Annotated in this window: 15 protein-coding genes; 13 read left to right on the top strand and 2 right to left on the bottom strand. The window is 33.9% G+C overall.

Annotated elements, in window-relative coordinates; all coding sequences use genetic code 11:
• Positions 1 to 35: 35 nt before the first annotated feature.
• Both GW534_RS03040 and GW534_RS03035 read left to right on the top strand, forming a co-directional pair.
• A complete protein-coding gene (locus GW534_RS03040; RefSeq protein WP_161919583.1) occupies positions 36 to 1,001 on the top strand; it encodes an MBL fold metallo-hydrolase in 966 nt (321 codons plus the stop codon).
• 21 nt (positions 1,002 to 1,022) lie between these two features.
• A complete protein-coding gene (locus tag GW534_RS03035) occupies positions 1,023 to 1,817 on the top strand; it encodes an SDR family NAD(P)-dependent oxidoreductase (protein ID WP_161919582.1) in 795 nt (264 codons plus the stop codon).
• Between the two features lie 37 nt (positions 1,818 to 1,854).
• Here the strand turns inward: GW534_RS03035 and GW534_RS03030 are convergent, their stop codons facing one another.
• Together GW534_RS03030 and GW534_RS03025 are read right to left on the bottom strand one after the other, a co-directional pair.
• Positions 1,855 to 2,658 carry a zinc ribbon domain-containing protein gene (locus tag GW534_RS03030; protein WP_161919581.1) on the bottom strand — a complete coding sequence of 268 codons (804 nt, stop codon included), beginning with the start codon at positions 2,656 to 2,658 and terminating at the stop codon, positions 1,855 to 1,857.
• 173 nt (positions 2,659 to 2,831) lie between these two features.
• Positions 2,832 to 3,620: a histidinol-phosphatase HisJ family protein gene (locus GW534_RS03025; protein ID WP_161919580.1), complete on the bottom strand. Its 789-nt coding sequence runs from the start codon at positions 3,618 to 3,620 to the stop codon at positions 2,832 to 2,834.
• A 116-nt stretch (positions 3,621 to 3,736) separates the two neighbouring features.
• On the opposite strand from GW534_RS03025, the gene hisZ reads away from it, so the two are divergent.
• From hisZ to GW534_RS02970, 11 genes are all read left to right on the top strand, one after another.
• Positions 3,737 to 4,738 carry an ATP phosphoribosyltransferase regulatory subunit gene (gene hisZ / locus GW534_RS03020; RefSeq protein ID WP_161919579.1) on the top strand — a complete coding sequence of 334 codons (1,002 nt, stop codon included), beginning with the start codon at positions 3,737 to 3,739 and terminating at the stop codon, positions 4,736 to 4,738.
• Between the two features lies 1 nt (position 4,739).
• Positions 4,740 to 5,384: an ATP phosphoribosyltransferase gene (gene hisG, locus GW534_RS03015; protein ID WP_161919578.1), complete on the top strand. Its 645-nt coding sequence runs from the start codon at positions 4,740 to 4,742 to the stop codon at positions 5,382 to 5,384.
• On the top strand, positions 5,384 to 6,673 hold the full coding sequence (gene hisD, locus GW534_RS03010; protein ID WP_161919632.1) for a histidinol dehydrogenase: 1,290 nt from the start codon (positions 5,384 to 5,386) through the stop codon (positions 6,671 to 6,673). Before hisG ends, hisD begins: the two co-directional genes overlap by 1 nt.
• 2 nt (positions 6,674 to 6,675) lie before the next feature.
• Complete coding sequence (gene hisB / locus GW534_RS03005; RefSeq protein WP_161919577.1) at positions 6,676 to 7,260, top strand: imidazoleglycerol-phosphate dehydratase HisB; 585 nt, start codon at positions 6,676 to 6,678, stop codon at positions 7,258 to 7,260.
• A gap of 30 nt (positions 7,261 to 7,290) precedes the next feature.
• The gene (gene hisH / locus GW534_RS03000) at positions 7,291 to 7,896 is read left to right on the top strand and encodes an imidazole glycerol phosphate synthase subunit HisH (protein ID WP_161919576.1); all 606 of its coding nucleotides are present in this window, start codon (positions 7,291 to 7,293) and stop codon (positions 7,894 to 7,896) included.
• The gene (gene hisA, locus GW534_RS02995; RefSeq protein ID WP_161919575.1) at positions 7,893 to 8,609 is read left to right on the top strand and encodes a 1-(5-phosphoribosyl)-5-[(5-phosphoribosylamino)methylideneamino]imidazole-4-carboxamide isomerase; all 717 of its coding nucleotides are present in this window, start codon (positions 7,893 to 7,895) and stop codon (positions 8,607 to 8,609) included. The genes hisH and hisA overlap by 4 nt, the downstream gene beginning before the upstream one ends.
• A complete protein-coding gene (gene hisF / locus GW534_RS02990; RefSeq protein WP_161919574.1) occupies positions 8,603 to 9,367 on the top strand; it encodes an imidazole glycerol phosphate synthase subunit HisF in 765 nt (254 codons plus the stop codon). The genes hisA and hisF overlap by 7 nt, the downstream gene beginning before the upstream one ends.
• The gene (hisIE, locus tag GW534_RS02985) at positions 9,367 to 10,035 is read left to right on the top strand and encodes a bifunctional phosphoribosyl-AMP cyclohydrolase/phosphoribosyl-ATP diphosphatase HisIE (RefSeq protein WP_202630807.1); all 669 of its coding nucleotides are present in this window, start codon (positions 9,367 to 9,369) and stop codon (positions 10,033 to 10,035) included. Before hisF ends, hisIE begins: the two co-directional genes overlap by 1 nt.
• 15 nt (positions 10,036 to 10,050) lie before the next feature.
• On the top strand, positions 10,051 to 11,112 hold the full coding sequence (gene hisC / locus GW534_RS02980) for a histidinol-phosphate transaminase (RefSeq protein ID WP_161919573.1): 1,062 nt from the start codon (positions 10,051 to 10,053) through the stop codon (positions 11,110 to 11,112).
• 295 nt (positions 11,113 to 11,407) lie between these two features.
• Positions 11,408 to 12,667: a Y-family DNA polymerase gene (locus GW534_RS02975; protein ID WP_161919572.1), complete on the top strand. Its 1,260-nt coding sequence runs from the start codon at positions 11,408 to 11,410 to the stop codon at positions 12,665 to 12,667.
• 613 nt (positions 12,668 to 13,280) lie between these two features.
• Positions 13,281 to 13,814 carry a hypothetical protein gene (locus tag GW534_RS02970; RefSeq protein WP_161919571.1) on the top strand — a complete coding sequence of 178 codons (534 nt, stop codon included), beginning with the start codon at positions 13,281 to 13,283 and terminating at the stop codon, positions 13,812 to 13,814.
• Positions 13,815 to 13,850 lie beyond the last annotated feature (36 nt).

The raw sequence follows: 13,850 nt of genomic DNA, 5'->3' as shown, positions 1-13,850 counted from the left end.
ACAACTAAATTATATAAATGGACAAGGGGATTGTTATGGCAGAATGGATTCAGTCAGTAGGGAAAATTTCTGTTCCAACACCACTTCCAATTGGAAATGTTAATATGTTTCTATTAAAAGGGGATGCGTTAACACTTGTTGATGCAGGCATTAAAACTCAGGAAGCGTGGGAAGTGTTTAAACAAGAGTTAAGTGAGTTAGGCTATTCTCCTAATGATATTGAACAAGTAATTTTAACTCATCATCATACAGATCATGTTGGTTTATTGGAACAGTTTTCGAATGTGAAAATTTATGGACATGAATATGGTAGAAAATGGCTAAAAAAAGAACCGGCATTATGGGAAGAAATTGTAGCATTCTTCACTAAAATTTATAAACAATTCGGTATTCCGTCCAAATATTACGAAGGCTTTAAAGACTTTCGCCTGCTTGATAAACTTGCTTGTGAGAATCAAGAGTTATTTGGAACTTTATCAGAAGGAATGACAATACCAGGTCATCCGAATTGGGTAATTTATGAAACACCAGGGCATTCGCAAAGTCAGCTTAGTTATTATAATGAGAGGGAAGGGCTGTTAATTGGTGGAGATCATATTTTAGCTAGCATGTTTTCAAATCCAGTTATAGAGCCACCGTATAACCCTGGAAAGGAACGACCGAAACCAATTCTTGATTACCTTCGCTCATTAGAAAAAATTAAACAAATTCCAGTCGATGTCGTTTTTCCAGGTCATGGACCTGAAGTAAAACAAGTATATTCGTTAATTGAGCGACGAGTTTCTAGATTTCATGATTCCGCAATGAAAGTTAAAACTGACTTATTAAATAAACAAATGACAGCCTTTGAACTTAATAAATTAATCTTTCCAAAAGCCTATGGAAAAAATATGCCAATGACCATTTCACAAACCGTTGGATTTTTAGATTATTTAATATCGATTGAAGAAATTAGGTTGTTAAATGAACAAGAAACTCATTACTTTATTGCAAACAACTAGGTAATTTAACTGGAGGAAATAATGAATCAGCGCATTAAAGGAAAAACAATTTTTATCACCGGTGCATCAAGCGGTCTTGGTGAACAGATTGCATATAATTGTGCAGAAAGTGGCGCAAACTTAATATTAGCTGCGAGACGTTATGATAAATTAATAAAATTAAAAGATGAATTAATTGATAAATATAAAGTAGAAGTAGCTATATACCAATTAGATGTCGGAAATTTACTTGAGGCAGAAAAAATATTAGAGCAGATTATTCAAGAAGTTGGCACTGTTGATATATTAGTTAACAATGCTGGTTTTGGAAAATTTAAATATGTTGTTGATACATCTATCGAAGAAACGGAAGTCATGTTTCGCGTAAACGTACTCGGTTTAATCGCTATTACGAAAAAAATATTACCCATCATGATCAAACAAGGGTCTGGTCATATTATAAATATCGCTTCTCAAGCTGGAAAATTAGCGACTCCTAAATCAAGTATTTATGCTGCTTCAAAGGGAGCGGTTATAAAATTTTCTGATAGCCTCCGCTTAGAAGTAGAAAAGAACCATATATATGTTACAACTGTAAATCCTGGTCCGATTCGAACGAATTTTTTTGAAATAGCTGATGCCACGGGAAAATATTTAGATAATGTCGGAAGGTGTGTTTTAAATCCTGAAAAACTAGCGGAAAAAATCGTAAAACGTATGTTAACACGTACTAGGGAAATAAATCTACCAATATTTATGAATATCGGCAGTAAAGTTCATGCGCTGTTTCCAAGCTTAGTAGAAAAGTTAGCGAGAAATGCATTTAATAAAAAATAAAATTAGGAGGCTGAATTTTATGAGCCTCCTTATTTTGTTAGAAAAATAAATTAGAGAAAATAGAAGTTGAAAATAATGAATTTAATAAAATTACAGTAGCTGCAATAATTAGACTTCCATATAAAGGTTCAAACTGCTCTTTTGTTTCCTGGGCATACATTTGGATTGTTAATACAATAATGAAATATAATACGGCGTTACTTATTCCGCTCGCATAGTTTTGTAGCCATGTTAAACCTATTAATGCAAAAAGAAATATTAGCACATTACAAACTAGGAGAATAATAGCGAGGGTCCCGAAGCGGCCAACAATATGGTTAAAATCGACATTGATTCTCATAAAATTTTTAACGAAAACGAATATTAGTCCGACAGTAAGGGTAAAAATTGCAAGATTAATTAGTAAGTAAGAAAAAAAGGATGAGAAGAAACTATGGCTAGCTCCGCCAAAAAAAGATAATGCCCGATCGAAATGAATATAAACCATCGCTATTGCAAGTCCATAAAAAAGCGCTGAAAGTACTAAAATAATATAGCCAAATATAACTCTAGCTTCACCTTGATGTTTTGCATATTGGGTTGGTTTTTTTAATCCGTTTATAAAGAATGTTGCAAAGTGATTAAAGAAACTTTCTTTTTGTGCCTGATTAGGTGCGATTTGGACTTGCATCTGTTGACCATCATTATTTTTAGTTACAAACGTTTTGATTTTACGATTATACTCTTTCCTTTGTAATTTCTCACGATCTATATTTACATCTATTTCTTCATAAGAATATCCACAATAAGGGCAAAACTTCGCTCCTTCTTGATTTTGTTTTTGACATTGCGGGCAAACCAATCGTAATCCCCCCTATAATTTACTTCTACTCATAAACATTATATTTATAATGTGAATGAATATATAACTTCTATATAAATTAAAATTTGTGTCGGAAAATTTTTTTATTATTAATTCGTACTGAAAACGTAAAAAGAGTATCCAAAAGTTTAAAACTTTTGATACTCTTCTCTTTAACCAAGTTTATGAAATATTGGCTGTTGACTTTCGAATGTAGCAACATATTTAAAACCAAGATTTTTTAACAAATCAACAGAGTAATCATAGTATTCTGCTAGACGTTCTGGTTTATGGGCATCGGAACCGATTGTAATAATCTCTCCACCCAACTCTTTGTATAGCTTTAAAATATCAAGGTGAGGATGGACACGACCAATTCCATAATAAAAACCGGATGTATTAATTTCGATGCCTTGTCCGTTTGGAATAATTTCCTTAAAAATTTCCTCAATAATATCGAGACACATTCCGAGACCATCTTCGTACTTATATCTAGTTACTAAATCTAGATGTCCTAAAATATTAAAGCGTTTAAACTTTTGAATACACTCAAATAGTTCAGTGTAAAATTCTTCATATGCTTGATCTAATGACTTACCTTTGAAAAATTCACCGAAATGCAAGTCTTTTTTCTTAGCTGCGTGCATCGAACAAATAATAAAATCAAAATATTCATTGCTTGTTATTTTTTCATAACTATCGAGAACATGCGGTTGCACACCTAGTTCAATTCCTTTTCGGATTTTTATTTTATCTCCGTAAGTCCTTTGCATTTCCTTAATTTTTTGATCGTATTTTTCAAAATCTAAATCGAAGGTCCAATCCTGATCAGGATAATCTTCATCGTAATGTTCCGTAAAACACATCTCTTTAATTCCTTTTTTTATAGCTTCTTTTACCATTTCCTCCATCGGTGTATCACAGTCTTCACTAAAAGAACTGTGTAAATGAAAATCAAACATTTTTTCACCTTCTAAAATTTTTTTGTATATTTTAATAATACTACATGCTTTTATTTTGATAAAGTGTTAAAATACTAATTAATTAAATTATTAACAAATTAAAAGGTTGTGTTGTTATGGAGAAACTGAGTCAGCTTGTTCCGAAAGGAGTCAATGATTTACATGGAGAAGATTTCGAGGTAAAAGAACAAACAATTATAAAATTGAAGAACCTTTTTAAGCAATATGAATACAAACAAATTCAAACGCCGGTATTTGAGTATTATGATTTATTTAACAAAATTGAAGGAACGTTGAATAAGGATCAAATGATTAAGCTCATTGATACCGATGGCAAAATTTTAGTGTTACGCCCGGATGCCACAATTCCGATTGCTAGAATGGTAGCACAAAATTATCAAAACGCTGACCCGGTACAAAGATTTTCTTACGTAACGAGTATTTTTCGAATGAATGAAGATTTACAAAATATCCAATCGCGAGAGTTTACTCAAGCAGGGGTGGAATTGTTTGGGAAAAACGGGGGAGAGGCCGATGTGGAAATTATAAGTTTGGCGATTGAATCGTTACAGGAAGTTGGAGTTGTAAATTTTACAATTGATATCGGTCAGGCGAATTTCTTTAAAAAATTAGTTGAACAAATTGATTTACCTAAGGAAGCGATGAATGATATACAGCGACTAATTGAAGATAAAAACTTTGCTCAATTAAAGAAGAACGTTAATGAATTAGCGATTGATGAAGAGTTAAAAAATGCATTACGAACAATACCTACATTATATGGGGAACCAGAAGAAGTGTTTCGGAGAGCGTTTCAAATTGCGATTAATAATGAAATGACAGATGAAATTCGTCACTTAAAAGCTGTTTATGAGAAATTAGTTGCTAAAGGTTATGAACAATATTTATCCCTCGACCTAGGTTTAATCAACCATTTAAATTACTATACGTGCATTGTTTTTCAAGGTTTTATAACAGGTTACGGCAGTCCGGTTTTACTCGGGGGAAGATACGATAATCTTACGAAACAATTTGGTTATGATACAAAAGCAATTGGCTTTGCCATTTATGTAGATCGCTTAATTGAATCGTTAAATGGAAATAAAGGAGGTGCTTGAGATGAAATATATTACATTCGCCCTTGGCAAAGGTAGACTCGTTAATAATACGATTAATCTATTAAATGAAATCGGGATTGAATTTCCTGAATACCATGAAAATAGTCGAAAACTCATCTTTGAAGATGAGGTAAATAAAATCCGCATTGTTTTAGTTAAAGCAAGTGATGTGGCGGTCTATCTCGAACGTGGGGCTGCTGATATAGGGGTAATCGGAAAGGATACGTTAATTGAATCTGGTGCAAATGTTTATGAAATGGTCGATTTAGGTTTTGGTCGCTGTCGTTTTGCCGTTGCCGGTTTACCCGGTACGGATTTGAATAAAAAACGATTAGTTGTCGCTAGTAAATATCCAACGGTAACAAAGCAATTTTTTGCTAAAAAAGGACAGCTCATTGATACGATTCATTTAAATGGTTCTGTTGAGTTAGCTCCACTGGTAGGCTTGTCTGACTGTATCGTCGATATTGTGGAAACTGGTAGAACCCTTAAAGATAATGGATTAGTAGTTTTAGAGGATATTTGTGAAATTACAGCTCGATTAATTGTCAATAAAGCGAGTTTTAAAACAAAAAATCAGCGAATCAATGACTTAATTCAGCAGATTGAAGCCAGTGTCAGTAAAAAAGGAGATTTAGTAAGATGATGGACATTACAAATGTTTCAAGTATAGAAGAAAGTTTAATTAATGATAAATTGAATCGAACTGAGGCGGATTTTGATCAAATTGATGCAAGGGTAAAAGAAATCATCAATGATGTGAAAAATTTCGGTGATGAGGCTCTAAAAAAATTCACAGAAAAATTTGATGGTGCACAACTTACAACCTTGAAAGTATCTCAAGCTGAAATCGATGCTGCCTATGAATCAATTGACGAAGAATTTATAAACGTATTACAAGAGGCTAAACAAAATATTATTGACTTCCATCAAGCTCAACTTGAAAAGTCATGGTTAAATTATAAAAATGATGGAATTATTTTAGGTCAAAAAGTTACGCCCCTTGATCGAATAGGTGTTTACGTACCGGGAGGAAAAGCGGCATATCCTTCTACCGTACTTATGACCGTTTTACCAGCAGTTGTTGCCGGAGTGAATGAAATTGCTTTAGTATCTCCTCCAGATAAAGATGGAAACGTCCACCCTTATGTTTTAGCTGCTGCAAAAATCGCTGGAGTACAAGAAATCTATAGAGTTGGTGGTGCACAGGCGATAGCTGCCCTTGCATATGGAACAGAAACGATACGACCGGTAGATAAAATCGTCGGACCCGGAAATATATATGTGGCTAGAGCGAAAAAGTACGTGTTTGGTACGGTCGACATTGATATGATTGCTGGTCCAAGTGAAGTTTGCATAATTGCTGATGAAAAACAGAATCCTGTTTTTATTGCTGCCGACTTATTATCTCAAGCAGAACATGATGAAATGGCAGCTAGTATTTTAGTAACGAATTCTACTGAACTAGCCACGGCAGTTCAAAAAGAAGTTGAAAATCAATTAGCCAAATTAGAACGGAAGGACATAGCAAGACAATCGATTGATCAATACGGTCAAATTTTTGTAGTAGATACTTTAGATGAAGCCTTTAATGTGGCAAATATCATTGCACCAGAACATTTGGAATTGTTAGTTGCTGATCCCTTCGCAAACCTTTCGAAAGTAAAACATGCCGGTGCGATCTTTTTAGGGCCCTATGCACCAGAACCATTGGGTGATTATTTTGCCGGACCAAACCATACATTACCAACAAGCGGTACAGCTCGCTTTTCATCACCCCTTGGTACGTATGATTTCTTAAAACGTTCCAGTGTCATTTTTTATAATCAAGAAGAATTAGAAAAGGTAAAAAATCAAGTAGTTCATTTTGCGAATGAAGAAGGGCTAGGAGCCCATGCAAATTCTATCCAAGTAAGATTTAATTGTGAGGTGTAAAAATGAGACAATCAAATGTAAAAAGAACAACAGGTGAAACAGATATTGCGCTTACATTAAATATAGATGGCGAAGGAAAGTTTGTAATTGATACAGGAATCGGATTTTTTAATCATATGTTAACATTGATGACCAAACATGGTTTTTTAGATTTACAAGTAAAATGTAACGGTGATTTGGATGTAGATCATCATCATTCCGTTGAAGATATTGGTATCGTGCTTGGTCAAGCTTTTAAAGAGGCTTTAGGTGATAAGGCTGGAATTCGTCGTTATGCAACGGTTTATACACCGATGGATGAGTCACTTAGTCGAATTTCTATCGATATTTCTGGACGCCCATATTTATATTTTGATGTCAATATGCCTACGGAAAAAGTTGGACAATTTGATACCCAATTAGTAGAAGAATTTTTCCGGGCCTTTGTGAATCAAGCGGGCGTGACATTACATATTGAACTACTTCACGGACGAAATAGTCATCATATTATTGAGTCAATTTTCAAAGGTTTTGGTCGTGTCTTAGATGAAGCATCAGCAATAGATAAAAGAATTACTGGTGTTCGTTCAACAAAAGGAATGTTATAAACTTAAAAAAAAAGAAAAGGAAGAAGTCTTATGATTGCAATTATCGATTATGGAGCTGGAAATTTAAAAAGTGTAAACCACGCTTTAAATGATCTTGGATTTCAAACAGAAATTACCGATAATCCCAAAAAGTTATATGAAGCAGATGCGTTAGTTTTACCTGGTGTCGGTGCTTTTAAAGATGCAATGGATCAACTCCATGCTTTAAACTTTATTGATTCAATTAAAGAAAATGTTCAGGCTGGGAAACCGATACTAGGGATTTGTTTAGGACTCCAACTTTTTTATGAAAAAAGTTATGAACATGGTGAGTGGACCGGTTTAGGTCTTTTAGAAGGAGAAGTTGTCCGTTTTGATCAACAATTAAAAGTACCTCACATGGGCTGGAATCAATTAGTCGAGGGAACAAATAGCTGTTTTCATGAAGTTTTACAAAAAAATGAATATGTTTATTTTGTACATTCTTATTATGTAAAACCAAAAAATGTTGATGAAGTGTTATATTGGACAGATTATGGAGTAAAAGTACCAGCTATAGTAAAAAAAGAAAATATTATCGGTATGCAGTTCCATCCTGAAAAAAGCGGTGATACCGGTAAAAAATTATTAAAAGTTTTTGGGGAGTTGATCAAATGATTTTATTTCCGGCAATTGATATACGAAATGGTCAATGTGTTCGTCTGATTCAAGGAGATTATGATAAACAAACTACTTTCGGGGACCCTGTTTTAATAGCAAAAAAGTGGGCAGAACTAGGTGCTGAATATTTGCATATCGTTGATTTAGATGGTGCCCTTGTTGGTAAGACGAGAAATTTTAAGACAATAGAGGAAATTTTACAAGTGATTGATATCCCTGTGCAAGTTGGTGGTGGCATCCGAAATATTGATAGAATTGAGAGTCTCCTAAGCATTGGTGTAAGCCGTGTGATTTTAGGGAGTGCTGCATTACAAAATAAAAAATTTTTAGATGAGGTAGTCACTAAATTTAATGAAAAAATAGTTGTTTCCGTCGATACGAAAAATGGTTTTGTAGCGACGGATGGTTGGACAAAGACTAGTAAAGTCCGTGCATTAGATTTTACAAAACAGCTTGAGGAAAAAGGGGTACAAACGATTATTTATACAGATATTGCGAAAGACGGCATGCTTCAAGGTCCGAATTTTATAGAGCTTGAAAGAATAAACCAGCAAACGACGATGGATGTGATCGCCTCTGGAGGCATAACTAGTTTAGAAGATTTAAAGAAATTAGCCTCATCTAATATGTATGGAGCCATTATTGGAAAAGCTCTTTACACCGATAAAATTAATTTAGAAATTGCGATAAAGGAAGTGGTAGCATGTTAGCAAAACGAATTATTCCTTGTTTAGATGTTCGGAATGGACGGGTTGTTAAAGGTGAAAAATTTAAAAATATTGTCGATATTGATGATCCGGTCAAACTTGCCCAAAAGTACAGTGAACTTGGAGCTGACGAATTAGTCTTTTATGATATTACTGCATCTAATGAAGATCGAGATATTTTTGTCGATGTCGTGGAAAAAACTGCAGAGCAAGTCAGAATTCCTTTTACTGTTGGTGGAGGAATTCGTTCGATCGAGGATTTTCGGAAAGTGCTTAAAGCAGGGGCAGATAAAGTTTCCATTAATAGTGCAGCAGTTAAAAATCCTACCTTAATAAAAGAAGCTGCCGAAAAGTTTGGAAGTCAATGTGTTGTGTTATCTATTGATGCTAAAAAGCAAGAGTCGGGGAATTGGACTGTGTTTATTAATGGTGGCCGCATTGATACAGGTATGGATGCTGTAGAATGGGCATTAAAGGGAGAAAAACTCGGTGCAGGAGAAATTGTGTTAAATGCGATTGATACAGATGGTGTTAAATCGGGCTATAGTATAGATATTACAGGAGAAATTGCAAAAAGCGTAAATATTCCTGTTGTTGCTTCCGGTGGTGCAGGTAAGAAAGAAGACTTTTTAGACGTTTTCAAAAAAGCGAACGCTGATGCCGCTTTAGCAGCATCTGTTTTCCACTATGGTGAAGTTGATATACAAGATTTAAAACAATATTTATTTAAAAATGGAATTGAAGTAAGGGGCGTTCAATGATGAGTATTGAAATAGACCGCATCAAATTCGACGAAAAAGGACTCGTTCCAGCTATTGTTCAAGATATTTATACGGGAAAAATATTAATGCTTGCCTACATGAATAAAGAGTCACTAGAAAAAACGCTTGAAACGAATACAACGTGGTTTTATAGTCGATCGAGGCAAAAACTTTGGAATAAAGGGGAAACGAGTGGTCATGTACAAAAGGTAAAGAGACTTGCTTTTGACTGTGATCGTGATTCGTTACTTGTTGAAGTAGAACAAGTCGGCCCTGCTTGCCATACTGGCCAGATGAGTTGCTTCCATAATGAAATTTTAATAGATAATCAGTTTGAAAGTGATGACAAAAATATTACCGAAGATTTATATGAGTTTTTGAAAGAAAGAAAAGCAAATCCTGTTGAAGGATCGTATACTTCTTATTTGTTTTCGGAAGGTCTTGATAAAATTTTAAAGAAAGTCGGCGAAGAAACGACTGAAGTGATTATCGGTGCCAAAAATAATGATCGCAATGAACTTATTAGTGAACTAGCTGATTTAGCCTATCATTCGATTGTTTTAATGATTGAACAAAATATTTCAATTGATGATGTGAGAAAAGAATTAAGTAAACGGATGAACAAACGCAGGCAAACCGGAAAAGATAGAAGAGAATTAAATATGTAACTAGGAGCGTTAACGATGAGTAAATTTTGGAGTGAAGTAACGAAACATACGGAACCATACGTACCGGGTGAACAACCTCAATCAACATCGATTATCAAGTTAAATACGAATGAAAACCCGTATCCTCCGTCACCAAAAGTACTAAAGGCTATTAAACAACTTGTAAATGGGGATTTAAGATTATATCCTAGTCCGACAGCAGCTGATTTGAAACTTACAGCTGCAAAATATTTCGGTGTTAATGAAAAGCAAGTATTTGTTGGTAATGGCTCGGATGAAGTGTTGGCTTTCTCTTTTTTAGGCTTTTTCAACCCTGGGGAAGAAATTTTCTTCCCTGATATTACGTATAGTTTTTATCCTGTTTATGCTAATTTATATGGTTTAAATTATCGTGAAGTGCCATTAGCGGAAGATTTTACGATACCGGTGGAACAATTTTTTAATTCACCCGGTGGTGTTATTTTTCCGAATCCGAATGCACCGACGGGACTTGCTTTATCATTAGATCAAGTTGAACAAATATTACAACATAATCGAGAAAAAGTTGTGATTGTCGATGAGGCATATATTGATTTTGGTGGCGAGTCTGCTACAGCATTAATTCCTAAGTATGAAAATTTACTTGTTATTCAAACTTTATCAAAATCGCGGTCACTAGCAGGGATGCGAATTGGATTGGCTCTCGGTAATGAACAATTAATTGAAGGATTAGAACGAATTAAAAATTCCTTTAACTCCTATACGTTAGACCGACTCGCGTTAGTTGCAGGTAAGGCGGCGATTGAAGATGTGAATTATTTTAATGAAACCCGTGAAAAAATTATTAATACTAGGGAACGTGTAGCAAAAGAACTAAAAGACTTATCTTTCCACGTATTAGAGTCTAAAACGAACTTTTTATTTATTCGTCATGGAACCGTTCCTTCGCAGCTTATTTATGAAAAGTTGAAGGAGCAGGGGATCTACATCCGGTATTTTAATAAAAACCGTATTGATCAATTTGTTCGAGTGACAATCGGAACTGATGAAGAAATGGACACATTTATAAAAGCAATTAAACAAATTATAGGAAAATAATAAAAGAGACTCCCTTTGGTTGAAATTCACTAAAGGGAGTCTCAATTTTATTTTTATTCAATTAAAGTAAATGCGCATAAAAGCGTTAAAGTTACTTGTTTTATTGAATTTTTTTAAGTGAAATATTTATCTGAAAAAATATTTTTCATCTTGTTCTATAAAATTCCAGTTGAAAACGAACGTATATTCGCATAAAATAAGTAATATAATGAACCGAACATATGTTCTATACAATTGAAACAAATCGAAGGTGAAATCCCTACTAAAGTCGCTTCAACATGAAAGGAGGAACAAGATGATTGATTATGAAAAATTACCGCTAAAGCATATTTTATGCATTGATATTAAAAGTTTTTATGCAAGTTGTGCTGCGGTGATGGAAGGTCTTGATCCATTGGAAAGTTTAGTGGCGGTTATAGGGGATAAAGACAGGGAAGGGAGTATTGTATTAGCCGCTTCCCCACGTTTAAAAAAAGAGTACGGGATTAAAACGGGTTCAAGACTTTTTGAAATCCCGAAGGATCCTCGAATTCATTTGATTGAACCGAAAATGGCAACTTATTTACGGGTTTCAGCTGAAATAACTCGTCTATTTAACCGTTATGTTCCGAAAGAAGCGATTCACGTTTATAGTGTTGATGAAAGTTTTCTTCAAGTTGACGGAACAGATGTTTTATGGGGAGATGTTATTGATATTGCAAGAAAAATTAAAGATGAATTAATGCGTGAGTTTCAATTAACTTGTGCCATTGGCATTGGTCCGAATATGTTGATGGCAAAGTTAGCTTTAGATTTGGAAGCGAAGCATACAGGAATTGCGCTATGGAAATATGAAGATGTGCCGAAAAAACTGTGGCCTGTTTCGCCGTTGAGTGAAATGTGGGGAATTGGCCGACGTTTAGAAAAACGTCTAAATGGCATGGGGATTTTTACTGTCGGTCAATTAGCCAGTTATGACTTAACAAAGCTTGAAAAGGAATTCGGTGTTATGGGGAATCAATTGTATTACCATGCTTGGGGTATTGATTTATCGGAAATTGGTGCACCAATTATGCAAGGACAAATTAGTTTTGGAAAAAGTCAAATTTTACTAAGAGACTATAAAAATGTAAAGGAGATTAAAACGGTCATTTTAGAAATGTGTGAAGAAGTGGCACGAAGAGCACGAAATCATCGGTGTGCCGGCCGCACTGTTACTCTTAGTATCGGCTATAGCCACGAAGAACTAGGTGGCGGATTTAATCGTGCTAAAACGATTGATATCCCAACGAATATAACGATGGATCTTTATAGAATATGTATAGAACTGTTTGATAAATTTTATGATGGTCGAACTGTAAGACAAATAGCAATTTCTCTTTCCAATATTACCTCAGATGAAAATGTCCAGCTTAATCTATTTGAACCAAATCTTTGGAAAAGGAAAAAATTAGGTTATACCGTTGATGGCATCCGCAAACGTTTCGGTTCCGATGCAATCTTAAGAGCCGTTTCTTATACCGAAGCGGGTACAGCAAGAAGAAGGGCTCAACTTGTTGGAGGGCATAAGGCATAAAGTATAACCTTTCTTTTGATTAACAATTAATAAACAATGGGAAGGGGATAAAAATGATTCGTGACCGTGGTCGCATATTAACAATAGTATAATATAAGGGAGGATATAAAGTATTTAATGATATATCCTCCCTTATTTATTTATTGTTGTTGACATACCAGCCCCGTGTTCATACATAGTGTGTTTTCCACCTTGAGGGCAAGGTATGTAAAATGGAACCACAATAATTTCTCCATCCATAAGAACTTCGGTGCTTTCAGCTTGATGATCATGAGTTGAATGATCAGAGGTAGAAGCAAATACACTAGTTGGTAAAATCATTAACATGGTAAAAAGAGCAAAAACTGAAATAGGAAGAAATTTTTTTATAATCTAACCTCCCTTCTTGAATTATCATTATTTTTTTATTATAAATAAAGTTTCTATTATTCTATAATAATACAAAAATATTATATCAAAAAATTACAATAGTTCAAGTTTTAAAACTAATTGATTATTCTGGGAAAATAATATATACCCATTTAAAATGAGTTTAAATAAAGTTTTTAAACAGAATCTATTTCCCTTTTTAAAAACTTTTTAAAGTTTACATATATTTTAAGGAGGAGATTTTATGAAAATGAAGAGAACAAAATACAAATTTTTTACGTTGACCCTATTTACTATTTTTATTTTAATATTAAGTGGTTGTAACGAAAGTACAGGAATGAAAACGTCAGATGAAAATATTAAAACAATTGAAGCTGTATTGCGGAATAATCTTACAGGTCCAGATGATGAACTTAAAGAAATAATAAATGATATGGAAGGTGAAGAAAAACTCAAGGCATTAAATAATTATGATGAAAAATTATATAAAGATTATTTTGCAAATAATACATCCTATCAAGAGTACATTTCTAGCTACGGAACAGTATTATGGGTTCAACCTATAAATAATAATTACAAATTAGAAGTGAAAAATATTGAATTCGAAATGATAAATGATAAAGAGAATATTTATAATTTTACATTAGAATTACAGTACCAAAAGGAAAACAGTGAATCATCAGAAGTTGTAAAAGTGGAAGGGCAAGCAAATTTAAATGATGATCATAAAATAGAAAGTATTTCATATAAAACTGATGTATGGGAAAATTTCAGTTAAAAACAGTTTGAATTATTATTTAACGGTATGATTCTG

This window comes from Pallidibacillus pasinlerensis (genome assembly GCF_009996845.1).
GTDB lineage: Bacteria > Bacillota > Bacilli > Bacillales > Caldibacillaceae > Pallidibacillus > Pallidibacillus pasinlerensis.
The sequence above is the reverse complement of the archived record's forward strand: the minus strand, read 5'-3'. Positions and strand labels throughout refer to the sequence as shown.